A 26759-nucleotide genomic window follows, 5' to 3' on the forward strand; every position below is an offset into this window, starting at 1 on the left:
ATCGTTCTGCACTCACAACGATGGTCATGGGTTTTATCGCATTGGCTTTGGTCAAATGGGTTGCAACCGAAGCGTCAGGAAATGATATTCAGGAAATTGAGGGTACTCTACTCCATGAGCGCCCAATTTTTGTTCGTAGATCATCGCCTGTAAAATTTGTCGTTGGTGTTTTCTCAATTGGCTCTAAAATGGTGCTCGGGTGCAAGTATGATGCAGTATATTTCGGGTGCACAATGGAACATAAAGCATATCGATACTTCGTAGATTCCGGGCGGCAGTCTACGTATCATTGTGTTGTATTTCTTGGTATGTAGTATTTGTCTGTTGAATAGAAACTTTATCGCAACAATTTAGGCTAACCAACTCTTCAGAGTCATTGGTAATTCCTAAGCTAGATTCAGGCTCTAATTCAAATGAAAAACCATCCCCAAAATTATCGGTGGTAAATAAAACCATTACAGTGCCTTCTGGCATAGTTAAGTTATTAATAATGCTTTTATTTTTTATTGCAATAAAACTTAATAAATTGTCAGTATTTTGTTCTTTGGATTCCAAATTACATACCAGTTTTTTTGTACATTTAAAATTTCCCTGCATAAGAAATTGCTCACCAGGAGGGAGATCAAATAAACAATTTGAGGTACCAGATATGCTATTAGAATAGATCGACCATAATAAGAAATTAACTCCCAAAAATTTGTTACTTATTTCTCTAATTTTCATATTCTACCTCTAAAGATTTCGTGTTAAAAAATGTATCTATTTATAATTTATGTTGTTGCAGCCAATACTCAAGCAAACCAACTTGCCACAGCTTAGAAATACCTGAAGGCGTAAAATTCTTTGCTGAATTTGTAAATAAGCTTTGAACTGCTTGTGAATTAAAAATACCTCTTTGTTTTATGTTTTCAGGAGAAAGTACCTCACGCATCAACTCTAAAGTACTTCCCTCTAAATATTTCAACGCTGGAACAGGAAAATATCCTTTAGGACGATCTACAATTTGTTTAGGAAGCATTTTCCTTCCAAGCTGTTTTAAAATATATTTACCACCTTGAGGCAATTTATATTGAAGAGGCATAGAAGTTGCAAGTTTGAGCACCATTTCATCCAAAAAGGGCACTCTTGCTTCGAGGCTTGCTGCCATTGTCATATTATCAACTCGGCTTAAAGGACCATTTGCTAATGCGAAGGTGCTTTCATATTTAAGTAGATTATCGATAGGGTTTCTAGAGTTATTTTTTTCACACAGCTTAATTAAAAAATCCGAAGCATGAAATGTTGTTTGGAGGTCTGGCATGACAAGTTGCTGGTATTCTTTAAACGAACGATCAGCTACCTTGTTAAAAATGATTTGTGCTGATTGTGATGGTAAAGCTGGATTTACATGTATGTTTTGAAACCAATGATAACCCGCAAAAATCTCGTCTGCACCTTGACCGGAAAGAGCTACTTTAACATGTTTGGATACCTCGTGAGAAAGAAGATAAAAACCAATATTATCATGACTCAACATAGGTTCTGACATTGCAGAAATGCAGTTTCCCAATGAATAGGCTAACTGCTTATTTGAAATAAACATTTGCTGATGCTGCGTATTAAATTTTGAAGCAATAAGATTCGAATATAAGAATTCATCACCTTGCTCTCCATTCGCACCTTCAAATCCAATAGAGAATGTTTGAATTTCTTGTTGTCCAAGTTTAGAAGCCATCGCCACAAGTAATGAAGAATCTAATCCACCAGAAAGTAAGATGCCCACTGGAACATCTGCTGCTAATTGGCGATGAGTTGCTGATTTTAATACTTCATAAGTTTCTTTTATCCAATAATTTTCATCACGATAATGCTCTGCTTTTGTATTCTCGAATTTTAAATCCCAGTAACTCTCCTCCTCAATTTTTCCATCAGGATGAACAGTCATGAGAAAACCTGGAGAGAGTTTTTTTACACCCGATAAAATGGTAAGCGGTTCAGGAACTGCATGAAAGGTTAAGTAATAATGAAGTGCAATTTTATCAATTGAAGTATCGATATTACCAAATTCAATTAAAGCGGGTAATGTGGATGCGAATTTGAATCCATAATTTGCATCAGCAGAATAATATAGTGGTTTAATGCCTAATCGATCACGGGCAAGTATCAATTTACCTGTATTTTGTTCCCAGATTGCAAAAGCAAACATACCATTGATTCGATGTAAACAATCTTTTCCCCAAGCATGATAGGCCTTAAGAAGTACTTCTGTATCACTATTGGAAATAAAAGAGTATCCTTTAGATTTTAGAACATCACGTAACTCAGTGAAATTATAAATTGCTCCATTAAAAACCAACGCCAAACCTAAATCTGAATCAACCATGGGTTGCATTCCTAGATTTGATAAATCAAAAATTTTAAGTCTTCTGTGCCCAAGCGCCAAACTTTTCGTGAGGTATATATGACCGTCATCAGGCCCTCGGTTAAACTGCCTAAGTAGAGCCTTTTCTAGATTAATAAGTGGAATATTTTTTTTATTGAATTGGAATTCACCGGCAATACCACACATTGTTACTCCTCCTTTGTTACAATTTTGCAGCTAAAACGCTAGGTTCATCTAGGGTCACATTTGTTTTTAATGGTTTAAAAAATAATAGGCGTGGTTTATCACAGAACTTAGTAAATTCTTCCTGCTCCTGATGTTTCAGTGTTTTATGTAAGATTCTTTTGGAACCTTCATTTGAAGGGTGAACTGTAGCAACGATTTCTTTAATGTTTTTTTCTAAGGTTTCATTCTCACTTTCAGAAATAATATGTTTTATAAACTTTTTCCCTAAGATTGCAATTTCAGTTCCATAACCTTTTCCCCAAAAAGCGTGATCAATAATATAAGCAATTTCACCGACATTTTGATGGCCGACCCCCACATGGGAGAAATCATCTAAAGAATGTTTTATGTGGAGATAACCAATAAATTCTTGAGTAGTTGAATGGTAAATTGAGAGCACCGAGAATTTGTTACCAGAGTTCCAACGTTTCGTTTCATCTTGTATGAACTCTTCTACGGCAGAGGATTCCCAGGTCTTTCCTTCACCAAACATCTTTATATTTTCATATTTTGCTAATAGACGAGTATAGTTATCAATTAAAAAGCTCTCTTCATCTTGATTAAGGGATCTGGCTTCTAATCTATTCGAATAAATGGTGTAATGATTCAATTCACTTTTAATAGTTACATTACCTAATTTTTTTGATGTATAAGTTACTTGTTTCATTATTATTATCCTCCTCGATTGTTTTTATTAAACAGCCGCTCCCATTAAGAGGGTGTAATAACAGACTCGCGTCTGTATAGAGGGGTTTGAAGTAAAAACTCACTGACGTTGTGCTTCACAATATCTTTAAGGCAATGATTATGAGCAAATACTTTGCGTTGTCGTTCAGAACTTGTGCCTGAGTCCATAATCATTTTAAGGGTGGAAAAATAAGTTTGATAGTCCAATTTTTTGATGTATGGTTTTAATTTTTCAAACCATTCATGGATATCTTCACGCATCAATTTGGTTTTACCTTCAGTATTCATTACTAGTTCAGCATCCAAACCATAACGAATGGCTCTCCATTTATTTTCACGAGAAAGCCAATAAGGAGGATAGGCGACTGATTCAAGCCAACCCCCATTATCAGCAAACCAACGGGCAAGTGTATGAATAAAGGCAACTAAAGCAAGCGTCTCTGATAAAGTGGCTGCTCCATCACAAACACGAATTTCTAATGTTCCAAAACCAGGACTTGGCCTTAAATCCCACCATAAGTCTTTAAGCGATTTAATCGAACCACATAATTTTAATGACTTATATAGATGCTCAAAGTCTTGCCATGTTCGAACATGATAGGGTTGTCCTGCAGTTGGTAACGCTTCATAGGTAGTTGGTCTGCAAGAGGCAAGCCCTGTATCTATTCCTTGCCAGAACGGAGAGCTCGAAGACAGCGCTAATAAATGAGGCAAAAAATACATAAAAAAATTGTTAAAACGTATGCAGTCTTCACCACTGGACATACCAATGTGAACATGTAAGCCATATACGCTCATACGTCGGGTAAGCCATTGATTACGATCAATTAGCTCTTGATAACGAGTCGTAGGAGAGACTACCCAATCAGAGTATTTAGAGAAGGGGTGAGAACCAGTTGTGGAAAATAAAATCCCTAAATCCTTTGTTGCTAATTGTAAAGAAGCAAGTGTTTTATAGAGATCGTCTTCAACTTCCTGGGTAGTGGTGCATTTATCTGTAGTCACTTCTATAGTACTTAAATAAAACTCTTGTTTAATTTTTTCAAGATGGGCTGTAGCATTAAGTACATCAGTTGCTCTTGAGCATAAATTATAATTTTTAGCGTCAATGAGCTGGAGCTCAATTTCAACTCCTAATGTTAATACTCCATTACTATTAAAATAAATTTCTTCCTCTGTAGAGGTGCAGGTCAATTGCGATGCATCCTTGGTTGATTTTAAGAGTTTGTTAATTTGATTATCCATTCGATAATCCTCCCTTTGTTGATGATACTTGAGAATTACTAAAGCGACTGGTGTATTGAGGATTAATTTCAATATTATTTTTGATGATGTTTCTATAGTTATATTGAATACTTGGATACAATAGTTAATGCCCTTAAAAATTCATATCTGTTGATATGATTTGTACACAAAGTATTTGTCATGGTACTGGGTAAATTAATTCATTGCAACCGTTAATAGGTAAAGAGTGATCCATGAATGATATCGAGAAAAAATCGCTAGACGATAAAATAACAGCTGCTCAACAGTCAGAGCAGCGTTCCAAAAGCATCATTCTTGCCTTACGAAAAATTATGCAGCAGATGGATTATCATTCCAGAAGATTAAACAAATGCTATGGCTTAACTGTTCCTCAAATGGTCTGTTTGTATGAAATTTATGAAAATGGGCGGATGACCATATCTACTCTTTCAAAGAGAATTTATTTATCAATGAGCACTATTGTAGGGGTAATTGACCGACTAGAAGAAAAACAATTTGTTAATCGAACTCGTGATATTCAGGACCGCCGTATTATTTATATCGATATTACAGAAAAAGGAAAAGAGTTTGTTTCTGCTGCCCCTTATCTTCTGCATAATAGATTGAACGATAACCTTCAGGTTTTAACTGTAGAGGAACAAATAGCGCTTGCTAACTCAATCAATTTATTAGTTGATCTTTTAAGAGATATATAAAGTTTTTTCCTTAAATAAGAAAAATTGCTGCAATATTATTCATGGAAATCGTTCATTCGATGATTGCGCGTATACAGTTTTTTCACTAAAGGACCAATAGAAAACACCTCCTGATATCGTAAAACTAAGAAAAACACTCGATGTTTCTTTGGATACCCTACCATCAGATATGACTCTACATTTATACCAAAAATATTCCGATCAACTGATCGAAGCTTTCAAAAAGTCCAAAAGCAAGTATCCCTTAGTAGTAGAACCATGCCGAGAACTCCATTTGGTTCAATATCTTCCAGAAAGAAAGTTGCATCAAGCTGCCATTACCACCAAAAATTATTGAGCAAGTTATTGTTTTAGCAGGAGGAAGTTTAAATATATCTGAAAGTGATGCATGGAAACTTTTGCTGATGCTCTGCCTTGAATTTTGCAATTCAAAACTCAAGGCCTGCCCCCGAAATTTTATTCGAATAATTCTCCAAAGATGATTGCATTTCTTATTGACTGTAGAAAGTAGAGGGGCACTTAAATCATTCATTTTCATTTCACTAACATGGTAATATACCAGAGTTAAATTTTTAAAAAGTTGGATGATTAATCGAATTATGGAAAATAAAACTTTATCCGCTTTATTAACAGCATCAAAAATGACTCTTGCGGGACTTATTGCTTGTATCTTTTCATTCATTGTTCCTTGGTCTTATAGTTTTTGGGCTGTTATTAGCGTCGCTGCCGTGACCCGCCCCGGATTAACCCACACTTATTTAAAAGCTATTGCTAGAAGCACTGGCACACTCATTGGTGCAATCCTTGCTTATCTATCCTTTTGGCTCGCTGGCCACAATGCGTTAATATTAATTGTATGCTTTTTTATAATTATTTCTCTTGTTAGCTATCTTTCATTGCAGCGATCATTTCTTAGTTATTGCGGTATTATTATTGGAATAACTGTAATAATCATTCTATCCAGTTCTGCGCAATATGAGCCTATCACCACCATTATTTTACATAGAATTATTGATGTTCTGGTTGGAATATTAGCAATATTACTAGTCAATATCCTCCTTAGATTTTTCTTTCAAAAAAATGAACCCGTTAAAGAGAATTTAAAAATGGAGTTTCTCAACAATTTTGAGTTGCTATTTAACTGGTACGAAAATAAATATCTAATTAAAACAGCTATAGCAATTGGTTTTACAGCGAGCCTCACTTTTTTGCCTTGGTTGTATTTGAAATATCCGGGGGGATTTTGGGTTACGATTTGTTGTCTCTTTATAATGGAGGAAAACATAATCAACGTAAAAGAAAAAATTTGGTTTAGATTTCTAGCACATGTACTAGCCGCAGCTATTGGAACCATTTCCGCGTTTTTAATTGGCAATCACCAGTGGTTAACTCTGATTCCTCTATCAATGACCTTTTTCTTTTGTGGGTATATTATGGTTACTAACGATGTCTATGGAAAAGCAGCCAATACTTTGGCTATTGCCGTATGTATTATGCTTCTTTCAGGATCCAGCGAGGGCACAAGCCTTACAATAACGGCTTCACGATTTATTAATACCATCATCGGATTAGGATTAGGATTTTTCGCCACATGGCTTTTTATATCAAGGAAAGGACCTCCTCCTCATCTACTTGAAGAACATGAGCATTTAAGATGATGAAAGTGATCTTCATTCAGGAGCTCATCCCAGGCCCCGAGGTTCCTCAGCAAAAGGAAAGACCTTATGTAGGTGCTCCCTTATGTATAATTAGGTTTTAGATTTGAATTAAGTTCTAATGCATCGATATTTCTAAGATTAATATAATATTCTGCCAAATGTTCTTTAATTATTTTAAGCTCATGCTCTCTGAGTTGTTTATGTTCAATTTCCGTAAGATGATCAGGTAAATCATGTAATTCAATTTGTCGCATTGTGGGCTTATCTGATTTCCAATCATATGATCCAATTCTCAACTTTCGGATATCACCATTATAGCAAATTCACTTGCTATGGAATGAAATACTTGAGCGAGTTTTGAAGTCAATGGTTTTTATTAGGCTCTTAGTTTGTAATGCAAGATTCAAGGTCTGACGCTCTAGGTTCAGGTATTTAAAGAGTTTCTTGCTTTTACGATAGTTGATGAATTACCATTCATTTTTTCACCAACCGTAGATTTCAAAATGTTCATTATTAAATTAAATGGACAATTTATTGGAGAGTTGCCTGATGATGCCAATATTGATGCATTAAATATTTTAGTTGGTAATTATTTATTTAAGGAGCCAGTTAGAGGTCACATCAAGCCAGAAAACACTCTAATAAAAGCGTTAATAGGGCATTGTACTGCTTTTTTTGATCAAAATAAGTTAAACGACCCACATAAAAGTTTTCAATTGAATTACTTTATCACAACACCCTATCGAACCAATTCGAAAGCAGTAGGTATGGCTAATACCCCTTTAATTCACTATTTCTCTAAAAATGATTTTGAGAATGGAAAAAAGATAGGAGTATTTTATGAATATACGCGATTGCTTACCATTGAAAGCGATATTTTACAACAACGTAAGGCCTTCGTTAATCAGTTAAAGACATTAATATATGCGTTTTACTGCTGTCCACCTCCTGTACTTCCCCAAGTTCCTATTGAACTTTTTCAATTAATACTATATCAATCAAGTCCATCGACTGTAACTTTAGAAGATATCGTTTATTTGACCAACAACTATTTAACTGGGACACAGCGAAAAGCCATCCCCGTTCATTTAGATAACCAAAGCACTACCGATTCTTTGAGCAATATTTGTTCATTTTTTAAATTTGAGCAAAACTCTCATGTCCAGAGCTGCGATTTGATGAGAGATCAAAAGAACACCAACGGGGTAAGTCCTTGAATTTTGAATTTAAAAGTTGTTATTAGTTTCATAGTCGCAATTCAAAATTCAAGGCGTGTCCCCCGTAATTTGTATGATGTTTCCTTTTTATTCTTTTTTAGCGAAACGAATTAGATCTACATTCATGCATGTCTATTTTTTCAAACTTATATCCTATTTGTTTAATATACATTTTTTTAAAAAATTTGACGGGATAGCTCGGCCTGACCCTATATGTGCTGTTTTTAAAGATAATTATAGCGGTCTGCATTAGCTATGCATAAGCACGCGCAGGTATGAGGCCAAGGCCCCGCCTACGTTTGGTGTATGCGAAATGACTAGGCCATAGATTAAAATAAATGGGCTTTCGTGTTCGATTGTTCCACTTACCCCAACATTAGTTTGAAAATAGAATCAGTTCTATGACTAACATCGACGATGTTTTCCTTTTGGATTTGAGCTTCATCCAAAATTTTACAGATACAGGAATATAATCGACTAGACCGAGCTGTATAAAATGAATTGTATTCCTCTTCAATTTCCTTTTTTGCTTCCTCTAATGCAGCAATTTTTTCAAACGATGTTAGGCGTTCATTTTTTAACATGTTGATTAAATCACTAGCTTTTTTTCCCCTTGTTTGATTGGGAGCTGAAAAAAAACTTTGTGAGGGATTCATGAAGCGCATTACCTGAAGATAAGTCTCTAAACTGTCTATAGCTATTTTCGGGTCAAAATTTTGCGCAACCTCCTCTAAGCGATGGAACTCGAATTTATTTTGCGTTAATAAAGCGAACTCTTCTTTCGTACAATTTAATTTTTCTGGATTAAATTGTGCAAAAACACTATTTCGAAGTTGGTCTGATGAAAAGCAATCTGCTATCTCCTGGAGCTCTGATAAGGAAGAAACAAAAGAATCCAATGCAATTGACGATATATAGTCTGCATAACTGGATTTTGGAATCAAAGCTAAATATTTTTCAAATAATTCTTTAGTGTTGATAAGAGATTGAAAAGCTTTGATAAGCTGTAATTGTCCGTCCCCCGTAGTTTCTTGTACCAATGGAAATAAGTTGTCGCTATCTTTTATCTCATGTTTAAACTGGGAAAATAGTTGACCTAATAATAAAGATTGAATCGAACTACAGCGTTTCCAAGCAAAGTAGTGTTTTCTCCAGTCCACAAAGGAGTGACACTTACTTTTTATTTGTTCTGACATTATCGTTAAAAGATTAAATTTAACAAAGAAGTGAAGCAATTTAGTAAAAGAATCATAATTTCCAGCATTTAGCCACTCATATAAATGAGGCTTAATAAAGTTAATAACTTTTTGTTGTTGAACACTGGAACATGCAAGAAGTATGGTGCAAACACTTTCATAACTATCAAGCAATATAGGATATTTGGACTCAAGTCCCTCGAATACCTCAGTCATTAAATCTTTGCTCACTCTTTTTTGCAAAGCCAAGAAATCCTGGGGTGAGTTAATTGAAGCAGCTAAGCGCTCAGCATATTTTCTTTTAAAACTAATTTTTGCTGGATTGTGAAGTTCGGAAATCAATTTCTGATATTTTTTTGGAGTATTATATTCCTGAATCAATTGTTCAAACGTGGCATCGACTATGAGTTGTTGCTGCTCATTGGAAAAAAATCTGAGCAACTGATGGATTCCAGGCATAAACGGTAATGCAGCCAGGCGAGATTGAACACGTGTAGCAACTGCGTCAAACAGTGCAGGAGTATCCGTTAGCCCTTTAAATTTCTCATAGCTCTTTATCTGTGGCGCTATGAAATCAGCTGCGGCGCTCATATTATCAGCAGCGCTTCGTAGTACCAATTTCGTTACTCGTTCAAACAACCTGGTATTATCACCGTTCAGCATTGGTGGTCGATGCACCAATCCCTCTAACACTTTGGGTAATAAAGACTTCAATGAAGGTAAATCTTGCGTCTGTTTTTCTTTTGTAGCAACCGAGATTTTATAAAGTCCTGGATATTGAACGAGGAATTCAAATAAACAATCAGAGATTTGGTAGGCACAAGGGAAAATATTTTCTTCTTGTTGTCGCTTTAATTCTTCTTCTGTCAATGGACAGTCTTTATGACGTACAAATACAGCTAAAAAATAACTCTCCAGAGTCACGTTGCCGCGCCCATATGATTTCAGCCGAAGGTCTTTCACTAATTTGTTTGTTTCCAGGAGGTTGTCTTCTTCCTGGGGTAAAGGAAGGTCTTTTGATAAACTGCGCCACAGTAAATAAAACGTTTTAATCGCATCAGCAACCACCTCATTATCGGCCCAGTCCTCATTACCCGCATCCACTGCCGAGCTTTTTCTCATCTCTGTTGCCAGCTTTTTTATCGCAAACCCTAGTGAATTGTCATCATACTGTTGGGCATGGTGCTGCTTTAAAACACGGATAAAAGTCGTGCTCGCCTCTCCGGCCACTTGTTCCAGGTTGAGAAAATCCCTACCACCAAGTTGATAAGGTAAAGTGGTCTCAGCAGGCTGAAAATCTGCGAGTACGTGGTTGCTGTTAATAGCCGCCGTCTGAAAGATTTCCTCCACTGGAATCAACCGTGTATAATCTTGGTTGATAATATAGTTTTCCAATTCAAAATGACCATCGACTTCCGTTTCAAATTTAAGAGAGGGGCACTCTCGATTCACCCCTATAAGACCTGGCATTAAAATTTGGCAGATCGCTTCTTTGGGCCCAGCTATCTCTTCTGCTACTTTTAGACAGAACTGATTTACTGGCAAAAAAGGATAACGCGTATAGGCAAGATTCGATTTTTTCAAGGTAGCCCAACGGTCTTTGAAATAGCTTCTAATTTTGCCAATAGTTTCTGAAGAAAGAGTGTCATCATCCTTTCCTTGAGTTAATTGAGTAAAAAAAGAGAAGGTATAGGCAGACTCCTGCTGCATCACTTCAATGGTTTGATTATCTAAAGTGGATGGGAAAATCGTTGGTTGATTTTGAGAAGTAGTAAGCAAATCTTTGAGTTGTTTTACAGTAATCATACCAGTAAGCATATAAAAAACGTAAGATTATACGCACTCAAACTGCGATTTCAATGAACACCGGCTACAATACAGATATCTCTAGGTTTTCATTGAGTAAAAGTTATATATCAGACCCTTAATTAAATCATCAACTGATTTAAACCGCTGCCTGTTGCTGGTTTAACTGTATTTTATAATTCCTATTTTTCGAGATTTAATAACAATGAATCATATGGGGGGGTAAATGTTAGCTGATCCTATGATATGTGGAAAATAAAGGCATTATAAAAACGATAAGTTATATGAAGTCATTGGCCAAGCGCGTCATAGTGAAACAGATGAAGAGATGATAGTGTACAGAGCACTTTATCATTGTGAACAAAACAAATGGGCTCAGGCCTTAAATTTTGCAATTCAAAACTCAAAGCCTAACCTCGAGGTTTTTATCACGTGAGTGTACTTATAGGTTGTATTTCTGGATCTGAGGAATGAGTTAGATTTGTAGATTTAGATAATCCGAAGAAAGTGCCGTTATAACTGCAAAGCTCAGCTGAACTTGATATGGTGGGTTCCATTCCTGTTTTCATTAATCTTATGAATGTATCATAAGCTGCCTCGACGTCGTTGAGCGTGGTTGCAACCTGCACACGAGCTACCTTAGGGTTTGACGCTTCATCTATTTTTGTCTGGCTTGTGCTTAGGTCGATGGTGAGTGGGAGCTCCTCAAATGTTGCCATCGACGGGTTAAGCGAGATCATGGCTGATAAACTATCCCAGAATTGTAATTTTTCATAAAATAATTTCTCCCCCATTCCTAGTAGTAAGGACGTTAACATCGCTTTGACCAGTTTTAACGAAGGTAGCGTTTCTTTATCCAAACGTGCATAAAACTCTCGGGTCATAGGCATTTGACAGGTAATGTCGATTGGAACAAGTCTTATAGGAAGATTTTGAGTAGTAAAAACAGTTTTTGCGGCTTTGGGATCAGCGTAAATGTTCCATTCTGCTGTCGTATTTTCAGTATTTTGGATAAGATCAGATATGTTTCCCGGTACTTTTACAGCGCCTCCCATGATGTATATTTTTTCAATTTTTTCTATGCAATCAGTATGGGCAGATATAAGCTGGGCAATATTAGTTAAAGGACCAGTGGCTACTATAGTTATCTTCTCGTCACTAGACATTAAAGTGTCATACATTAACTTCACTGCAGAATCAGTCACTTGAGAATCAGCTACTGAGGGTACCTCGGTATTATTTAAAATAGTATTTGCTTCTTTATTAATATATTCTGGAAAAGGAGTCCCGTGTGGATCCGAGGGGGAATTAATCCCGTATGCAACAGGGATTTTTGCCGAAGGTTTTAACATTCGGCATACTCGCTCCATATTTTCGGCACCGATTTTGGTGGTCGACTCTCCATATGCTACAGTGATGGCTACTACTTCAGCATTAAGCAGCAATAAGCACAATGCCATTATATCTTCATAGGCAGCATCACCATCATGTATGACTTTCATCACCAATCCTTATTATATTTGAAACGCGCTACATGCTACGTTAAATTCATAAAGATTTCTGCATTTTGCCAAAGGAACGCAAAATAAATTTTGCAAATATAAATTAAGAATCAGATTGGCCTATCCAGGGTATCGCTCTCTGAATCTTCTATCCACTACATGATTTGATGAATGGAGGATACTTGAATTAAAATTCTGTTTTCGAGTTAATAATCAATTTTTAGGTACTGCTCAAGATTGTCGCTTGGATGTAACGCCAAGCCTATGCTTGCCAAAACCCTCATACCGATGCAAAAATGGTACAATAAACTCATCAATTAAAACGGACTTAACTGTATTCTATAATTTTCTAAATCTTGTCATTATCAGTGACAATGAATTACGGTAGAGGGTGTAAATGTTAGCTGCTCCTATTATATGTGGAAAATACAAGCATTATAAAAACGAAAAACTATATGAAGTCATTGGCCAAGCGCGTCATACTGAAACAGATGAAGAAATGATAGTGTACAAAGCCCTTTATCATTGTGAGCAATTTGGGGAAAACCAGCTTTGGGTTCGTCCTATGCAAATGTTTTTTGAGAATGTCATTCATAATGGAAAAACAGTTCCTCGATTTCAACGAATAGAATAGAAATAAAGGGTAAAGAATATTTCTGGATACTTTTAGTCTATTTGACGAAGAGAGCCTGCGTTGAATATCATGCATCAAATGACTACAATAATAAAATTTTAATGATAGAGTTCAAATGCGTTTACTTTTAGCTATATTCTTACCCTTTTCAGTCTTTTTTACTATTGGTCGTCCAATAGCGGGAATTTTTTGTTTAATATTACAAATCACCCTTATTGGCTGGATCCCCGCTGCTTTATGGGCTGTTTATTCTCTCTCACAATATAATACAGATAAAAAAATACGCGAATATCATAAACGCAGAGAATAACAATATGTTTGCCGTTCATGTTGTTTTTTCTTGCTCTCTAATAAGGCAGTCTACAATTAATTAATAAGTTCCGTAATCGCTACGCTTGCTGATTAAACTGTATTTTATAATGTTCTAAATCTAGAATAAAAAATAAAGGGAATATAAAAAATGGATTTTATACTTAGAAAAGGGATTGGTTTAATATGCACGTTTTTCTTTCTTGCTAATGGTTTTGCACAGACCTCTGCAACTCCAATTATATGTGATCAGGATTATGCGCTTTGCACTTCTGCTCGCTGTATTCCCACACCTGGAAGCTTAACCGATGCAATTTGTGATTGTGTCGTAGAAAAAGGTAAAAGTGCCGGTTATAAAACGTGTGAAGAGAGAAAACCTGTTCGAGATAGGTACAAAGTGATGTCACTCGTTTCAACATTTTCATTTGAACAATTTGCAACTAAAAGACCAATGAATTGTGCAGAGGGATTACCCTGGACGAATTGTGTAGATATGTTGTGTACAGTTGATCCTCAAAATTCAAAACGTGCTTTGTGCAACTGTAAAATAGAGAGCAAGCAAGCGTTTTTTACTTTTGGCGGTGATTGTAACACAGCTACCTGCGCTACCGGTTTTTGGTCTGGAGCAACCGAGGAAGATGGTATCATTCTTCGTAAAGCATTAATGCAAGAAGTACATTCGCTACCTAAGAAACCCCAGGCTTGTCCTGTTAAATCATCAAAAAAAACTGAGAGATAATACATGACTAGACAATCAATGAATCGGTCAAGGGTACCAAAAATAGTTATAATAGTATTTTGGGTGCACTGAATTCTACTCCTAAAGCTCATATTCCGGAAAATAATATGCAACAGGGCATAGAAAATATCCGAAGTGAAAGATTGGCTATTAAACAAGACGTTATCACGCCTATGATGATAGAACACGGCGCACTATGGCAAGAGATCGGGGCAAAACTTCATGATGCTCTTGCAGATAATGTGAAAGACCCAACAAATTCCTCCTATAGGACAAGATTTTAGAAGGCATTAGCAAACGTAGGCTGGGCTGAAAAGCCCAGCAAGTGATTTGATGAATGGAGTGATACTTGAATTAATATGCTGTTTTCGAGTTAATAATCAATTTCTATCAATGATCAAGATTGGTCGCTGGGTTTTATAGCCTATCCTACCCTTGCTGTTACTTGTCATTAAAGATTTTTATCCAGAACATACTTAATAAACTGTTGCGTTTCATTTAATTTATTTAGTTCTGAATCTGGTTCCCACGCGAGAGCTTTTGTAATTAAGTCTTCCCAAATATTATATTTGTTGATTACCCATTTGGCGGCTTCTATCTTTGAGGCGATATCGTTCATTTCTACGGAATAAAGGGTTCGACACATTGTAAGGATTGCAAAAACCTGATAATCACTTCTAGTTAACTTTGCTAGATCAAATACCATTGCTTGCCAATAATCATAAAGATTGTTCTTAATAGCTAACTGTAAATCTTGAGTGGAAATTTCTTGAATTAAATTTTTAATAGGGGGGCCCGATATACTGAATCCTTTGTTTCTAAGCATATATAATTCTATTATAAAATTACTGCCATAAGGGGCGTGATATAATTTTCCTTCATTAAAATAGGGGCGTGAATTTTCTGGATTAAAATTCCAAAGCTCAGATTGTGAAATATACGAAGCTTCAATTTTTCTTGCATAGGGAAGCGGGCTTGAGTATAACTGATTATGCATGATTCCAATTTGAGTAATGGTATTTTCAGAAAGAAGCTCGGTGGTAACAATATAACAATCGATATCACTTGTTTTGGGATCAAAACTATTATTAGCTATTGAGCCGCCAACATAAAGACCCACGAATCGTTCTAACAGAATTGATTGCAGTTGATAATGGAATTCCTGCAAAAGTGTAGTTACTTCACTACTAACCGATAGATTATTAATTTTTTCTTTGAGATTTTTATTCATCAGTTTCAAAAATTGATTATGTAAGCTATGACAATATTGGTCGCTTGCTCTTAACTAGCTATAAGCGCTCTGAATTATAATAAGGGCATTATACCTTAATTTAACAAAGTAAATTGAAAAACATTTGCCTGATTCATTGATCGGATCGAACTGACCTGGACCGGTTGATAGTCGATAATAATGAACGCTGAATTCTGAGGTGTTAATAGATGATCCTTCCCTGGATCGCGGACAGTTTCGCTGGTCATAACAGTCTCCATTCAAGTTATGTGCTCGCGGTCATAGGTCTGCCTATGTAGATCGCGCTTCGAGAGAGTATAGCTATCAGCTATACTATAATCAAATTGTAGCTTCGTCTAAACATGGTAAACGTATCTAAATCTTAAATACTAAACCAGACCTTTTTGCCTATGCAACCTGCTTTATGCTCTACATCCGGGAGATTTGGAATAGCATCAAAGCTAGATTCCTCGCACCGAACGTAGACATTTTGGTTTGATAATATCCGTTTGGATGCGTTAACCCTGTTCCTCTAACTACAAAATGAGCCTGAGAAATAGTAATTCTGTCTCAGGAGATGTCTTTCGTCAGTCAAGCTAAATAACTAAATTGATTGCACTTGTAACCAATACTCGAATTAGTTGCTAAAATATTAATTAGGTATAAATTATTTACTCAAGGAGCATGTTATGAAAAAACACGGAAAAGAGCATCCTGAGGTAACCCATATTGAACATATTTGCGATATAACACCTAACAATCCGCATACAGGAGAGGTTTGTGATAAAGTGAATAAACATAAAGGTTTTAAGCAAAAAATAAAGTCACATCAGAAAACCAAAAAAACTTAAAACCAGGGAAAATTCATCTTTCATCATATTGTTGCTCAAAAAATAATCTTATCCCAAGTTCCATAAGAAGATCGGATTTTTCCTCGTGGAATGGATAAGAAGAATAAAAGAACGCCGCTAATGAAACTTGCAAAAATTCCCCATGCTGATGCATGATAAATAAAGGGTGTAATAAACAAAGCAACTGCTAAAAATAAATTAAGTAGGCGTAGAATACGAACTGTTTCGGCTAATGCGGTTATGGTAATTGTTATGATAAGACAACCAATGAGGTGATCACTATTAGCCATTGTACCCGTTGCGTCCAAAGTGATACGGGTAAACATTAGCCAGACACCGATAAGTATACATCCTATTAAATTCCAAGGTAATGTTATGCCACCGCTCAACATTTTTCGTAGAATTATTTTAGGCGATTGCTCAAAATTATCGTCTTCTTTTCTAGTTTGGACGTTTTCTTCATCACTATCACCAACAAATAAAATTCTCAATAATGGCCTGCCAGCTTTCCATCTTCGCCAAAGAAAAGTACTTGTTGCAATTAATTCATCAAAGGAATAGGGGACTTGAATGAGCATGGCAGCCGCAGCGATTAGACATAAAGTACACCAGGTATTTAAAAGAATAGGTTGAATGACGATAAAGGTAATAGAAACTATTCCTAATGGTACAATCATAATACCAAACAAAAGCACCAACCAGGGCATTGTACGCCACCGATTTGAGCCACCAATAATACCTGTTAAAATTTCTAAAATGTAAACAGCAGCCCCTAATCCTGCATCTGGAACTGGAAACGCTTTAGATATAGAAGACGTAATAATCTCTTCAGTTCCATTTTTTGCATCAGGTAAAGCCCCCATAAAAAAAGGTTCCCAGACATGATCAATGTAACCGAGTTGATAAGCCGTCATATAGCGTGAAATAAAAAAACCAATATAAGCCAAGATGATTATCGGTAACCGCTGGAACCAGCTTGAAGGCGAAAAATCCCATCCAGGAGGAATGACAGGTCCTTCTAAAGCAGCATTAGGTGCTACTCCTATGTCAGGCCGAACTATTACAGAGAAACCAACAATTAGGGTGCCAATAAGAGTATCATTTAAATACGCGGCAGCGGTAGGGGCCCAAAAAATCAAAGGGGCAAATATTAACCAAAGACCGATTAAAGCACAAACCCATCGAGCAGATGATATACGCCAGGACAAGCTTAAAACAGCAAAGAAAATAAGGGCACTGCCACTAATAATATCACTTAATATTAGAGGATAAGATGTATACCCTGAGGATGCAGGCGACGTGATTAGCCACAATCCAAAACCCATATTTAAAAAATGTGCCCATAGGTTTTGCTGATGTTGTTTGCGGAAGCTACTTTCATACAAGGCGCGTATTTTCTCTGGGTTATGCTTAATGGCAACCATCCAGTCGGGTTGGATTAATCTATTTTTTTCATACCAAATTTCCGGATCAGTCTTTAAAGAATCGATGATTTTAGGAAGGGTTTCTTCAATTGAATATTGGGGTTCCCAATGAAGATGTTTTTTTGCTTTCGTAATATCTAAAGCATAATGATCTGAAGCAAGGTCTATCATAAATGAACGAATAAATGGTTTTTCGCCTTGATCAAAATCATCAGGTATCAAGGGTTCTGCTTGATGCTCCAGCCAAGCACCTGCTTTAGCGACAGTAGCGGGAACCTTGTAGAGAGAAGATTTTTCACCATGAATTAATTGGGCTATAAGATTTTGTAATTTCCTGTAGCTGAGTGTTTTGGGTTCTCCTGCTAAAATAATTTCATTTTGCGATAATTCATTACGGTAAAAAAGAGCTTTTTTGAAAAGCTCTATCAAGTCTTTCTGATGAATAAATGACTGACCAACATTTAAATCTCCCGCGTATAAATGACTTTTAATCTCTCGTTCATAGGTTCTAGCAATTTGGTTAGCGAGTGTTGGAACGCAGGTCGTGTCTTCATACAAACCTGCCAAGCGAAAAATCAGATAAGGTATTTTTCCATGATATTCTTTAATTACTTTTTCTGCTTCTAATTTGGATTTTGGATACGACCATTTTGGTCGAAGAGGAGCATTTTCATTAATAGTTTCCCCTAAAATACAAGGCTCATGTACGAGCATGGTGCTAGCATAGATAAATCGTTCCACCTCAAAATCTTGTAATGCAAGGAGTAAATTTTTTGTACCATTTACATTTACAGATTGATACAATGAAGACTCTTCGCCTGTAAAATCAAAATAGGCTGCAAGATGAATCACGGCGGCAATTTTATTTCCATATTTTTCTTTAAATAATCGAAAAGAAACAGCTAAAGAGGTAGCTGAGGTAATATCACAGGGAATCTCACAAGCATCTTTATCTTGGTCAAAGCCTACAATTTTATAAGAGTTTCGTAAAGCACGAGCAAGCGCAGTCCCTATTTTGCCACTGGAACCTGTGATAATGACAATGGGTTTGTCGGCTTTCTTAGCCATATAAAAATCCTTTTATAAATTTATCCCGTTTAACGATTAAATAGTTAGTACTATACTCTGAAATAATTTTACATAAATTATATAGGTATACTGCACTATTATTAAAAAAATTAAAAATCTTTATATTTTTTAATCATAAAAATAGATTTTTGATAGGGATGTCGCAAAGAATGTCAAACAACAATGTGTATCGAACCCAACCAGAGAGAAATCATGGAAAATTTTTTAGGGACAGACGAGCTCTTGGATTATGGCTTGTACTTACGAGGTATAGTGATTACCTTATATGCTATTGTGATTTTCAGAATGAACTTGTCTCGACTTTATGGAAATCATAGTGCCTTGGATTTTATTATTTATATAATTTTGGGTGCCATTCTGGGAGAGGCTATTGTTAATAATATTCCTCTATTACCTTCTATAATAGTATGTACACTCATTGTTCTTATGTATAAATTAATGGCTTTTTTAACTTATAAAAGTCATCGAATAGGAAAATATATTAAAGGAGAAAAAATTGTACTTATTAAAAATGGGAAATTAATTAAAAAAAATCTTGAATGCACTCGAATTACGAGAAACGATATAATGCAATCATTAAGATTACAATACGGTCTTTGTAATCTTCAATTAATAAATACGGCTATCCTTGAAAGAGGGGGGCAAATTTCCTTTCAAATGAAGCGTAGCGATTGCAATAAAACAACCTTATAGGCTAAATTAATGGATAAACCTACGCATCTTTTCAGGAAAAACAAGGCATCCATAGAACCAGGGAATAAATCTATCCATTAATATAAATATAATTATGTCCTTTCTACTATAGCTGTTTTGAGAATAGACTCAGATTTTAAAAATAAGTGTTTTAACTCGCTCATTACATGAGGGGAGTCAGACCTAAATAAAAATGACTTCTTTGATGTACTATAATTTTTCTAATAAATTTTTTTCTAGAGAAACAAAATCTAGATAATGGAAGCTCATTTCTAATCTAAAATGGAAACATAGAATTATACTTTTCGTTTAAGAGTTAAAGGGATAAAAAAATGATAAAGGGAATTTTTTCTAATTTAAAATATGACTTTCAGGCTTCGATAGTGGTATTTTTTGTCGCCCTACCATTATGCCTCGGTATCGCCCTGGCATCAGAAGCCCCTTTATTTTCGGGGATTATTGCTGGAGTAGTGGGAGGGGCTGTTGTTGGATTTCTCAGCGGCTCAGCATTGGGAGTCAGTGGTCCAGCTGCGGGTCTTATAGCGATAGTTCTTGCCGCTCAACAATCCTTAGGTTCTTGGAAAGCATTTTTATTAGCCGGGTTTATCGCAGGTATCTTGCAAATTGCAGCGGGGTTTCTACGTGGTGGAATTATTGCTTATTATTTCCCTTCGGCGGTAATTAAGGGCATGTTGAGCGGCATTGGGATTATTATTATTTTAAAGCAAATTCCTCATTTGATTGGATATGATGTTTCCCCTATTTTAACCGATTTAACCAATGGGCGGCTCGAATTTTTTTATATTAATAAAGCGATTGAGAACATTAACTCAGGAGTTGTCATCATTAGCACAATTTCACTGTTAATCATGATATTGTGGCAATGCTTAATTAATAAAGGGTACAAACTATTTGAGATGTTACAAGCTCCTTTAGTGGTGGTTTTGTGCGGATTTATTCTGTCTTTGCTTTATAAAAACGGTGGGCTCCCTTTTCATTTGGAGTCGTCACAGCTCGTACAAATTCCTGAATTTAAAAGTATTACTGATTTCACTCAAGCAATAACTTTACCTGATTTCACTCAACTAGGTAACATGGAGGTCTATCAAGTGGCAGTCATTATTGCTTTAGTCGCAAGCCTGGAAACTTTATTGTGCGTTGAAGCCACTGATAAGCTAGACCCTTATAAACGAGTTACATCCACAGACCGAGAATTAAAAGCTCAAGGGGTAGGTAACATGCTTTCTAGCTTAATTGGTGGATTACCCATCACCCAAGTAATAATACGCAGTTCTACAAATATTACCTTTGGTGCTAAAACCAAGTTATCCACGATTTTGCACGGAGTGTTACTTTTCGTTTGCGTGCTCGCTATCCCGATGATATTAAATCAAATCCCATTAGCATCTTTAGCGGCAATTTTAGTCATGATTGGCTATAAACTAGCCAGCCCATCTGTATTTAAACAAATGTATCAAATGGGGTGGGAGCAATTTCTACCATTTATCGTTACTGTGGTCGGAATTGTAGTGGATGATTTACTATTTGGTATCAGCGTTGGTTTTGTTGTAGCTATTTTCATTATTTTACGCCACCACTATCTAAACGCCCATGATACCAGTATTGTTATGGAAAAAGGGATGGTTTATCACATGGAGCTGGCGGAGGAGGTATCTTTTTTAAATAAAGGGAGCATCATCCATCAGTTTCGAAAAATTCCACCGAAATCGACTGTAATCATTGACAGCAGCAGCTCAAAATACATCGATAATGATGTGCAGGAGGCGATTAACAATTTTTTAGAAAGTGCTAAAACAAAAGACATAGTCGTTGAAATGCGAGGAGTCCACACTTCAAAAATAACCTAATGATGTAATCCATTCTCCAAACGAGATATCATAGAGTGTTTTTCCTAGCATGAATGCTCATAGCAATAACAATGCCTGCAGGAGTTGCATGAACACTAGATTTTAATACAGCGCTATTTTTTAAGGTCCAATCCGAGATCGTCCGTCTCCAGTAATAAATAAATTTCAGTGAGCTCAAAGCTAACTTGCCGATGCCATTTTATTCATTGTTATTTTGGCTCAAATTTAGGCAAATCTACTCCTTCTGATTTTTCTTTAGACGTAAGTTTTTCCTCATCTCCATTGGATTCATTTAAAGACTTTTTGAATGCTTTAAATTTTGAAATAGCCAAAGATGCTAGCGATTTTTTTGTTGTTTCCGTAAGTGCAGATTTTTCTTGCTTTTCCTCTAAAGGCTTGCTTGTTGTTATTGATGAAGGAGCAGGAATGTCCACCTCTTCTTTAGATTGTTTTACAGTTTCCACTTTAGAGGTTTTCTCTACAGTAGCGTGTTGATAGCTTTTTTTGGAAAAAATATCGGGATTATCGCCTACAGTTTTACTTCGTTGTCTTCTTTCTTCATTTTTATCTGTTTGCTCTGGTGTTCCAATGTCATCCACAAGTGTTTTGTTATATCTCCTCGTCTTCCATGTTCGCTGTAGTTCACCTGTTGGTGAGAACTCGTGGGTAATACTTGATCCTTTAGCCAGTGGGTCATGTAGGTAATTTTTACTTCCTAGTTCTCTGGATTCTTTGTACCACTGTTTTCTAGCTTGTTCTGTAGTTTCTTTTACATTAGGCGGTTCAGCTAGTTGTCGTTTTGCTCCTACAACAGTACCACGAACAGAATACTCAATTTCGCCTTCGAAATTTTCTACTGGATGAGTTAGATCCTCTTTACGAAAAACACCTCTCATAACAGTGCCCTTACCTTCTTTATTCGCAAATCGATTTGCTACATCATAAGCAGGTGTCCAAGAAGTGTAAGAAGAGTCAGTGGCGCCATCAATATGGTCTCCAACCGAGATATTTTGATCTAAAGGTTTTTTAGGGCCAATTACTGATTGTTTTTCACGAGTTTGTTCTTCATGGAGGTTAGTTTCATAAGTTTTCCCCTCAAAAAGCTTTCCCTCATGCGGTCTAATTCCTCGATAAAGTACAATTGTACCCTCCATATGTTCATCGTAGTCAGCCCGTATAATTCGATTTCCGGTTTTAGTGGAGTTACTTACGTCACTTTCACTTTTAGATCGAGATCTTGCCATGCTAACACCTACCCTTATTTATTAGTGCTAATGAAGGTGCACTAATAAAGGAGTATAAAAACAAGTCCTTTTATTCAGTTCCTGATGCTTTCTCTTAGTATAGATCTTAATTAGCCAATGTGCTCTTGAAATGACCATGGAAAGTGCATCTTCAAGTTAACTTTGCAACCACATGACGAATAGGATTCATATTCCCAGAAAATATCATTGCATCTAAAATTAGGTTATTGTTTCTGCATAAAAGCGAAGGAACATTTGGATAAGGGCAGTATAGAATCATTTGAAATTTTTTGAAGTATACAATAAGTTAATGATTTTTTTTGATATCAATTCATAAAGTAGTTTTATCTAAAGTTTCCTGAATGGCTTGAAAAGATGCGTGTGTGCCTACCTGGCGTATTATAATATTCCATTAAGCTTTCTTGTCTATAATTAAAACAATTAACCTCCACATTGAACTGAGCTTTTATGGCTTTTAATTGGAAACCTCATCCTATTAAGGTAGAGGATGAATATAAAATACTTGAATCTATCTTTTTGGATTTACACAAAAATCAGGAAAAAATTCCCGATTACACCACCTTTATCCGTGATTGTGCAAAAATTATAACCTTTCTACAAGATGAGAGTATCGTTGCTGAACATCTAAAATATTTAAATACGTTACTTGTTGAAGAAGCAAAAAAACAAGGTCTCTCCCTTGATAATCAAACTCAAGGGACTTATTTAAAACATAAAAAAGTTTTAAGGAATGTTTTAGAAAGAGAGCTCGCCAAAATGGGATTTCAACCAAAATTTGGAAAAGTTCTTCTTCCTATTTACCCGTCTTTATTCTTGGCTACGGTGTCCGAGGGATTTGTTCTTAAAGATCCTGGTGCAGGACTTGCACATGGGGAATTTATTCATGCTATTCAATGGCTTATTATCGGTTGGCAACAAAATCAAACTCAATTTTTAACTAAACCTATCATCCATGTATATAAACAACTTGGATTAGAGGACGAGAAAATGTGGAATTCACTGGTTGATAGGGTGGAAACCAATTGTGAGGATTTTAGAAGCCCTGAACGATTGCAACGATTTATTAGAAGAAGTAATGATCCGGATTTATCCTTATTAAAAGCGCTCTTTGATTCAAGAGTAGAAAAGAGAAAACATCAGGGGAGTTTTTTTAAAAAACAAGATTTATCAAATAAAAGTTATCAAATATATAAAGATAATGAAACGCTTCTTTTACCCATTTTTCGCAAAACAAATTTAGAATGCAAAACGATCTTGATAGCTCTTTATAGAGTTTCAAAAGATAAAGATAATTTTCTCGCCAATTTAAAGGAAATTATTATGTCTTCAAAACCTAAAGATCTAGATAGTGATTCGCTTCAATCAGAAATAAACAATTTTATAATCGGAAAAGCCACAGCAGGTTATGATGAATATAACAATAATCAAAATTCTGATGGTTTTAATAAACTTGTTTTACATTTAGATGCGGCTTTAAGTGATGAACACTTCTCCATTATATTTGCTAAACTTGATAAAAAAATCTCCCTTCTTAAGAGTGAAAATGATGTGGTCAAGCAAATGCCCTCACCAGGTTAATAGTTAAAAAAATCATCATAATGTTTTAAGAAAAGTTGTCGGGCCAAGGCCCCACCTACGCTAATGGTAGTATGATCATTTGTCTTGTAATTGAACGACATTATTCTTGAGGAATTATTTTTTGTTTCGCGCGTTTCTCTGATAGCAAAATTGCAAAAAATATCATTAATGCCCCAATGAAAAATTGGACAGTTAATTGCTCATGCAAATAGATTGCGGCAGTTATTGTTGCAAATACAGGTTCAAGAGAAAAAATAATTGCTGCTTTAGTAGAGCTGACATATTTTTGGAATTGGAGTTGTAGCAAAAAAGCAAAAATTGAAGCAAAGATACTGCAAAATAAAATGGAAATCCAAACATTACGTTGAGAGGGAATAGCAAGTTTTGTAGTAAATAAACTGGCAACTCCAGCTAAAATACAAACAAAAATTGATTGAATGAACGTTAAAGAGATTGGTTGATGAATCTGAGAGGCTTTGCCAGCGAATAAAATATAACTCGCAAAACAAAATGCACACAATAAAACCCAGAGATCACCTTGATTAATTGTTAATCCATCAGAAAGCGTAATGAACCCCACACCAACCAAGGCAGTTATAGCAGCCCCAATTACATAGATGGACGGCCACTGTTTATTAAGGAACGACTCGAAAAGGGCAACTAATATAACTGACAGTCCAGTGATAAAACTCGCTGTCGATGCAGTGGTGTAGCGTAAGCCGATGGTTTGGAATATCACTGTTCCAGCCAAGAAGAGACCTAAAAATGTACCATGAAATAGAGTTTGCCGATCGAACCTTATTTTTTTCAAAAAAATAAGGAATAGTAACAAGCTAGCAATACCAAAACGCCAAAACAAAAAGTTAAAAGGTGTTAGTGTTGCAACCGCATCCTTAATAAATGCAAAGGTCATTCCCCAAAACATTGTGGCTAATAAGATTGCTCCAGCACCCAAAATAGATTTATTTTTATTCATTGCACTTAATACTCTGGTGTTGCCTGCGAAAGCAAGGATAGCTTAGGGAGCGAAGCGGATTATGGGCTACCCTTGCTTAGCAGTCTCAAACTACTTCAATTTCAACAGGAGCAGTGCCTTTTATACCGAGTTTTTTAGCGGCACCAAAGGATAAATCAATTAGTCTGCTCGATAAAAAAGGACCTCGATCGTTAATTCGAACCACAATCGAGCGGCCATTATTCAGGTTTTTGACTCGTACTCGTGTAGCAAATGGGAGTGTTGGATGAGCTGCTGTCATCGCATACATGTTGAAGCGCTCTCCGCTCGATGTTTTTTTATTCCGAGCGTGTGTCCCATACCAGGATGCAACTCCTTTTGCTTTGTAGTGTTTGGCAGACTTCATCACATGATATGTTTTCCCTTTGATCCTATAGTGATCCGGACCATTAGCTTGCTGATGCACACAAGCAACCAGTAGCATTGGGAGTAAGCCTATAATGAGTCGTTTAATGATTAACAAAATCGCATAATAGTTCATAAAGTTATCTTCTACTTCCGTTACAGATTTTTAAAATGATGAATAGATCACAAGAAACAAAGTTATTTCCTGCAAAGAAAATTGTCAATGGTTAACTTATCATTGTCCATCATAAGACAATTTATTCTCCAGTGATTCTAAGCGGTCCTTAAGCGATAAATAGCGCGGTAAAACATAACTTAAAGAAGTTAATTTATTAGTATAAAAGAATGAATTATTATATGTTTTTATACCTTTTAAAATTACCTCTACTTCCTCATCTATGTTCATCTCGGTTTGTAGCCATCCTGATGCATCATGCACCAATAAAGGTAAAGTAATGGCTTTAGTTGACAGAGCTTGATTCAATTGACGACTATATATTCGTAACTGAAATCTTAAAGGGTCCGCTATGCAAGTTTGAACACTATAACCTAATGTAAGTAGTTTATTGGTTTCTCTAGGGGTTATACCTGGGATCGCAAGTTCTTTAAAATCATTAAAAGAAAAACACTGTGGTACTTTCTTTAAATAATTATAAACAACGGTCCCTTCATCGTTCTCAGCCACTCTATTTGGGTTGGATGAAGGAATTTTAGATAAGCCTGCATCATCCAAAAACATAATAATTTTTAAATCGAGATCACCCTTACCAGTTTTTTTTATTAAATCAATCGTAAACGGTCCATCCATGAAAGCAACTTCACGTTTAATAAAGGATAAGTCTGTATCTGTATCAACATGAGTTAAACTAACATTCCCTTTTTTATCCGCAAAAATTATTGCTACACAACCTTCTAATCCCACCGTAGCAGGGAACCCATTTTGCATTGCTGTTTTTCTAATGGTTTCATTTTGACCCGCTATCCACATGACTCTAGGTTCTTGCTCATAGATTTTACTGTTATACATCTTATATTCTTTAAAAAATAATTTAAGAGGTTTTCAATTATAATTGAATAGGGTCTACTAAGTACACCTTCCAGTTC

Annotated in this window: 26 protein-coding genes and 1 pseudogene; 12 read left to right on the plus strand and 15 right to left on the minus strand. The window is 35.8% G+C overall.

Annotated elements, in window-relative coordinates; all coding sequences use genetic code 11:
* Positions 1 to 26: 26 nt before the first annotated feature.
* Complete coding sequence (locus ACWTEW_RS03280; protein WP_454780330.1) at positions 27 to 314, plus strand: chloride channel protein; 288 nt, start codon at positions 27 to 29, stop codon at positions 312 to 314.
* On the opposite strand, the gene ACWTEW_RS03285 is transcribed toward ACWTEW_RS03280, so the two are convergent.
* The 4 genes from ACWTEW_RS03285 to ACWTEW_RS03300 are packed head-to-tail and all read right to left on the minus strand — an operon-like array spanning position 280 to position 4519.
* Positions 280 to 723 carry a hypothetical protein gene (locus tag ACWTEW_RS03285; RefSeq protein WP_454780331.1) on the minus strand — a complete coding sequence of 148 codons (444 nt, stop codon included), beginning with the start codon at positions 721 to 723 and terminating at the stop codon, positions 280 to 282. The two genes, ACWTEW_RS03280 and ACWTEW_RS03285, sit on opposite strands and share 35 nt — an antisense overlap.
* Before the next feature lie 40 nt (positions 724 to 763).
* Entirely contained in the window at positions 764 to 2548 is a 1785-nt protein-coding gene (locus ACWTEW_RS03290) for an N-acetylglutaminylglutamine amidotransferase (protein WP_454780332.1), read from the minus strand.
* Between the two features lie 16 nt (positions 2549 to 2564).
* The gene (locus ACWTEW_RS03295) at positions 2565 to 3254 is read right to left on the minus strand and encodes a GNAT family N-acetyltransferase (RefSeq protein WP_454780333.1); all 690 of its coding nucleotides are present in this window, start codon (positions 3252 to 3254) and stop codon (positions 2565 to 2567) included.
* 44 nt (positions 3255 to 3298) lie between these two features.
* Entirely contained in the window at positions 3299 to 4519 is a 1221-nt protein-coding gene (locus tag ACWTEW_RS03300) for a carboxylate-amine ligase (RefSeq protein WP_454780334.1), read from the minus strand.
* Positions 4520 to 4752: 233 nt separating this feature from the next.
* Here ACWTEW_RS03300 and ACWTEW_RS03305 point away from each other — a divergent pair, with 233 nt between their 5' ends.
* Complete coding sequence (locus tag ACWTEW_RS03305) at positions 4753 to 5235, plus strand: MarR family winged helix-turn-helix transcriptional regulator (RefSeq protein WP_454780335.1); 483 nt, start codon at positions 4753 to 4755, stop codon at positions 5233 to 5235.
* A gap of 244 nt (positions 5236 to 5479) precedes the next feature.
* Here the strand turns inward: ACWTEW_RS03305 and ACWTEW_RS03310 are convergent, their stop codons facing one another.
* Complete coding sequence (locus tag ACWTEW_RS03310; RefSeq protein WP_454780336.1) at positions 5480 to 5767, minus strand: hypothetical protein; 288 nt, start codon at positions 5765 to 5767, stop codon at positions 5480 to 5482.
* A gap of 67 nt (positions 5768 to 5834) precedes the next feature.
* Here ACWTEW_RS03310 and ACWTEW_RS03315 point away from each other — a divergent pair, with 67 nt between their 5' ends.
* Positions 5835 to 6893: an FUSC family protein gene (locus tag ACWTEW_RS03315; protein ID WP_454780337.1), complete on the plus strand. Its 1059-nt coding sequence runs from the start codon at positions 5835 to 5837 to the stop codon at positions 6891 to 6893.
* An 80-nt stretch (positions 6894 to 6973) separates the two neighbouring features.
* Here ACWTEW_RS03315 and ACWTEW_RS03320 read toward each other — a convergent pair whose 3' ends face one another.
* Positions 6974 to 7147, minus strand: a complete 174-nt coding sequence (locus tag ACWTEW_RS03320; protein ID WP_454780338.1) for a hypothetical protein — start codon at positions 7145 to 7147, stop codon at positions 6974 to 6976.
* Positions 7148 to 7396: 249 nt separating this feature from the next.
* Here ACWTEW_RS03320 and ACWTEW_RS03325 point away from each other — a divergent pair, with 249 nt between their 5' ends.
* Positions 7397 to 8110 carry a hypothetical protein gene (locus tag ACWTEW_RS03325; protein WP_454780339.1) on the plus strand — a complete coding sequence of 238 codons (714 nt, stop codon included), beginning with the start codon at positions 7397 to 7399 and terminating at the stop codon, positions 8108 to 8110.
* A gap of 365 nt (positions 8111 to 8475) precedes the next feature.
* Here the strand turns inward: ACWTEW_RS03325 and ACWTEW_RS03330 are convergent, their stop codons facing one another.
* Positions 8476 to 11124 carry a hypothetical protein gene (locus ACWTEW_RS03330; protein WP_483099558.1) on the minus strand — a complete coding sequence of 883 codons (2649 nt, stop codon included), beginning with the start codon at positions 11122 to 11124 and terminating at the stop codon, positions 8476 to 8478.
* A 259-nt stretch (positions 11125 to 11383) separates the two neighbouring features.
* Between ACWTEW_RS03330 and ACWTEW_RS03335 the strand changes: the two are divergent.
* Positions 11384 to 11548 (plus strand): annotated as a pseudogene (locus ACWTEW_RS03335) (DUF1653 domain-containing protein); the annotation flags it as partial.
* On the opposite strand, the gene ACWTEW_RS03340 reads toward ACWTEW_RS03335, so the two are convergent.
* Positions 11541 to 12614 (minus strand): nucleoside hydrolase, encoded by a 1074-nt coding sequence (locus ACWTEW_RS03340; protein ID WP_454780341.1) that lies wholly within the window; start codon positions 12612 to 12614, stop codon positions 11541 to 11543. The pseudogene ACWTEW_RS03335 and the gene ACWTEW_RS03340 sit on opposite strands and share 8 nt — an antisense overlap.
* 397 nt (positions 12615 to 13011) lie before the next feature.
* Here ACWTEW_RS03340 and ACWTEW_RS03345 point away from each other — a divergent pair, with 397 nt between their 5' ends.
* The 3 genes from ACWTEW_RS03345 to ACWTEW_RS03355 all read left to right on the plus strand — a co-directional run bounded on the left by ACWTEW_RS03345 (position 13012) and on the right by ACWTEW_RS03355 (position 14296).
* Positions 13012 to 13248 (plus strand): DUF1653 domain-containing protein, encoded by a 237-nt coding sequence (locus ACWTEW_RS03345; RefSeq protein ID WP_454780342.1) that lies wholly within the window; start codon positions 13012 to 13014, stop codon positions 13246 to 13248.
* A gap of 115 nt (positions 13249 to 13363) precedes the next feature.
* Positions 13364 to 13558, plus strand: a complete 195-nt coding sequence (locus ACWTEW_RS03350; protein ID WP_454780343.1) for a YqaE/Pmp3 family membrane protein — start codon at positions 13364 to 13366, stop codon at positions 13556 to 13558.
* Between the two features lie 150 nt (positions 13559 to 13708).
* Complete coding sequence (locus tag ACWTEW_RS03355) at positions 13709 to 14296, plus strand: hypothetical protein (RefSeq protein WP_454780344.1); 588 nt, start codon at positions 13709 to 13711, stop codon at positions 14294 to 14296.
* Positions 14297 to 14747: 451 nt separating this feature from the next.
* On the opposite strand, the gene ACWTEW_RS03360 is transcribed toward ACWTEW_RS03355, so the two are convergent.
* Both ACWTEW_RS03360 and ACWTEW_RS03365 read right to left on the minus strand, forming a co-directional pair.
* The gene (locus ACWTEW_RS03360; RefSeq protein ID WP_483099559.1) at positions 14748 to 15527 is read right to left on the minus strand and encodes an aminoglycoside adenylyltransferase domain-containing protein; all 780 of its coding nucleotides are present in this window, start codon (positions 15525 to 15527) and stop codon (positions 14748 to 14750) included.
* Between the two features lie 95 nt (positions 15528 to 15622).
* Complete coding sequence (locus ACWTEW_RS03365; RefSeq protein WP_454780346.1) at positions 15623 to 15775, minus strand: hypothetical protein; 153 nt, start codon at positions 15773 to 15775, stop codon at positions 15623 to 15625.
* Positions 15776 to 16216: 441 nt separating this feature from the next.
* Between ACWTEW_RS03365 and ACWTEW_RS03370 the strand changes: the two genes are divergently transcribed.
* A complete protein-coding gene (locus ACWTEW_RS03370) occupies positions 16217 to 16378 on the plus strand; it encodes a hypothetical protein (RefSeq protein WP_454780347.1) in 162 nt (53 codons plus the stop codon).
* A gap of 35 nt (positions 16379 to 16413) precedes the next feature.
* Here ACWTEW_RS03370 and ACWTEW_RS03375 read toward each other — a convergent pair whose 3' ends face one another.
* Complete coding sequence (locus ACWTEW_RS03375; RefSeq protein ID WP_454780348.1) at positions 16414 to 18870, minus strand: vitamin K epoxide reductase family protein; 2457 nt, start codon at positions 18868 to 18870, stop codon at positions 16414 to 16416.
* Positions 18871 to 19083: 213 nt separating this feature from the next.
* On the opposite strand from ACWTEW_RS03375, the gene ACWTEW_RS03380 reads away from it, so the two are divergent.
* Positions 19084 to 19584: a DUF421 domain-containing protein gene (locus ACWTEW_RS03380; protein WP_454780349.1), complete on the plus strand. Its 501-nt coding sequence runs from the start codon at positions 19084 to 19086 to the stop codon at positions 19582 to 19584.
* 332 nt (positions 19585 to 19916) lie between these two features.
* Positions 19917 to 21452 (plus strand): SulP family inorganic anion transporter, encoded by a 1536-nt coding sequence (locus tag ACWTEW_RS03385; RefSeq protein ID WP_454780350.1) that lies wholly within the window; start codon positions 19917 to 19919, stop codon positions 21450 to 21452.
* Positions 21453 to 21661: 209 nt separating this feature from the next.
* Here ACWTEW_RS03385 and ACWTEW_RS03390 read toward each other — a convergent pair whose 3' ends face one another.
* Positions 21662 to 22696 (minus strand): hypothetical protein, encoded by a 1035-nt coding sequence (locus ACWTEW_RS03390; RefSeq protein ID WP_454780351.1) that lies wholly within the window; start codon positions 22694 to 22696, stop codon positions 21662 to 21664.
* 468 nt (positions 22697 to 23164) lie between these two features.
* Here ACWTEW_RS03390 and ACWTEW_RS03395 point away from each other — a divergent pair, with 468 nt between their 5' ends.
* Positions 23165 to 24295: a LirA/MavJ family T4SS effector gene (locus ACWTEW_RS03395; protein ID WP_454780352.1), complete on the plus strand. Its 1131-nt coding sequence runs from the start codon at positions 23165 to 23167 to the stop codon at positions 24293 to 24295.
* A gap of 100 nt (positions 24296 to 24395) precedes the next feature.
* Here ACWTEW_RS03395 and ACWTEW_RS03400 read toward each other — a convergent pair whose 3' ends face one another.
* The 3 genes from ACWTEW_RS03400 to ACWTEW_RS03410 form a co-directional block, all read right to left on the minus strand.
* Complete coding sequence (locus ACWTEW_RS03400; RefSeq protein ID WP_454780353.1) at positions 24396 to 25271, minus strand: DMT family transporter; 876 nt, start codon at positions 25269 to 25271, stop codon at positions 24396 to 24398.
* Between the two features lie 85 nt (positions 25272 to 25356).
* A complete protein-coding gene (locus ACWTEW_RS03405) occupies positions 25357 to 25791 on the minus strand; it encodes a septal ring lytic transglycosylase RlpA family protein (RefSeq protein ID WP_454780354.1) in 435 nt (144 codons plus the stop codon).
* A gap of 99 nt (positions 25792 to 25890) precedes the next feature.
* Positions 25891 to 26682, minus strand: a complete 792-nt coding sequence (locus tag ACWTEW_RS03410) for a hypothetical protein (RefSeq protein ID WP_454780355.1) — start codon at positions 26680 to 26682, stop codon at positions 25891 to 25893.
* Positions 26683 to 26759 lie beyond the last annotated feature (77 nt).

Source organism: Legionella stuttgartensis (genome assembly GCF_977063405.2).

Excerpts from the sequence above, each read along its gene's own strand:
- ACWTEW_RS03280 (WP_454780330.1), top strand. The coding sequence starts at position 27 with ATGGGTTTTATCGCATTGGCTTTGGTCAAATGGGTTGCAACCGAAGCG.
- ACWTEW_RS03285 (WP_454780331.1), bottom strand. The coding sequence starts at position 723 with ATGAAAATTAGAGAAATAAGTAACAAATTTTTGGGAGTTAATTTCTTA.
- ACWTEW_RS03290 (WP_454780332.1), bottom strand. The coding sequence starts at position 2,548 with ATGTGTGGTATTGCCGGTGAATTCCAATTCAATAAAAAAAATATTCCA.
- ACWTEW_RS03295 (WP_454780333.1), bottom strand. The coding sequence starts at position 3,254 with ATGAAACAAGTAACTTATACATCAAAAAAATTAGGTAATGTAACTATT.
- ACWTEW_RS03300 (WP_454780334.1), bottom strand. The coding sequence starts at position 4,519 with ATGGATAATCAAATTAACAAACTCTTAAAATCAACCAAGGATGCATCG.
- ACWTEW_RS03305 (WP_454780335.1), top strand. The coding sequence starts at position 4,753 with ATGAATGATATCGAGAAAAAATCGCTAGACGATAAAATAACAGCTGCT.
- ACWTEW_RS03310 (WP_454780336.1), bottom strand. The coding sequence starts at position 5,767 with ATGAATGATTTAAGTGCCCCTCTACTTTCTACAGTCAATAAGAAATGC.
- ACWTEW_RS03315 (WP_454780337.1), top strand. The coding sequence starts at position 5,835 with ATGGAAAATAAAACTTTATCCGCTTTATTAACAGCATCAAAAATGACT.
- ACWTEW_RS03320 (WP_454780338.1), bottom strand. The coding sequence starts at position 7,147 with ATGCGACAAATTGAATTACATGATTTACCTGATCATCTTACGGAAATT.
- ACWTEW_RS03325 (WP_454780339.1), top strand. The coding sequence starts at position 7,397 with ATGTTCATTATTAAATTAAATGGACAATTTATTGGAGAGTTGCCTGAT.
- ACWTEW_RS03330 (WP_483099558.1), bottom strand. The coding sequence starts at position 11,124 with ATGCTTACTGGTATGATTACTGTAAAACAACTCAAAGATTTGCTTACT.
- ACWTEW_RS03340 (WP_454780341.1), bottom strand. The coding sequence starts at position 12,614 with ATGAAAGTCATACATGATGGTGATGCTGCCTATGAAGATATAATGGCA.
- ACWTEW_RS03345 (WP_454780342.1), top strand. The coding sequence starts at position 13,012 with ATGTTAGCTGCTCCTATTATATGTGGAAAATACAAGCATTATAAAAAC.
- ACWTEW_RS03350 (WP_454780343.1), top strand. The coding sequence starts at position 13,364 with ATGCGTTTACTTTTAGCTATATTCTTACCCTTTTCAGTCTTTTTTACT.
- ACWTEW_RS03355 (WP_454780344.1), top strand. The coding sequence starts at position 13,709 with ATGGATTTTATACTTAGAAAAGGGATTGGTTTAATATGCACGTTTTTC.
- ACWTEW_RS03360 (WP_483099559.1), bottom strand. The coding sequence starts at position 15,527 with ATGAATAAAAATCTCAAAGAAAAAATTAATAATCTATCGGTTAGTAGT.
- ACWTEW_RS03365 (WP_454780346.1), bottom strand. The coding sequence starts at position 15,775 with ATGACCAGCGAAACTGTCCGCGATCCAGGGAAGGATCATCTATTAACA.
- ACWTEW_RS03370 (WP_454780347.1), top strand. The coding sequence starts at position 16,217 with ATGAAAAAACACGGAAAAGAGCATCCTGAGGTAACCCATATTGAACAT.
- ACWTEW_RS03375 (WP_454780348.1), bottom strand. The coding sequence starts at position 18,870 with ATGGCTAAGAAAGCCGACAAACCCATTGTCATTATCACAGGTTCCAGT.
- ACWTEW_RS03380 (WP_454780349.1), top strand. The coding sequence starts at position 19,084 with ATGGAAAATTTTTTAGGGACAGACGAGCTCTTGGATTATGGCTTGTAC.
- ACWTEW_RS03385 (WP_454780350.1), top strand. The coding sequence starts at position 19,917 with ATGATAAAGGGAATTTTTTCTAATTTAAAATATGACTTTCAGGCTTCG.
- ACWTEW_RS03390 (WP_454780351.1), bottom strand. The coding sequence starts at position 22,696 with ATGGCAAGATCTCGATCTAAAAGTGAAAGTGACGTAAGTAACTCCACT.
- ACWTEW_RS03395 (WP_454780352.1), top strand. The coding sequence starts at position 23,165 with ATGGCTTTTAATTGGAAACCTCATCCTATTAAGGTAGAGGATGAATAT.
- ACWTEW_RS03400 (WP_454780353.1), bottom strand. The coding sequence starts at position 25,271 with ATGAATAAAAATAAATCTATTTTGGGTGCTGGAGCAATCTTATTAGCC.
- ACWTEW_RS03405 (WP_454780354.1), bottom strand. The coding sequence starts at position 25,791 with ATGAACTATTATGCGATTTTGTTAATCATTAAACGACTCATTATAGGC.
- ACWTEW_RS03410 (WP_454780355.1), bottom strand. The coding sequence starts at position 26,682 with ATGTATAACAGTAAAATCTATGAGCAAGAACCTAGAGTCATGTGGATA.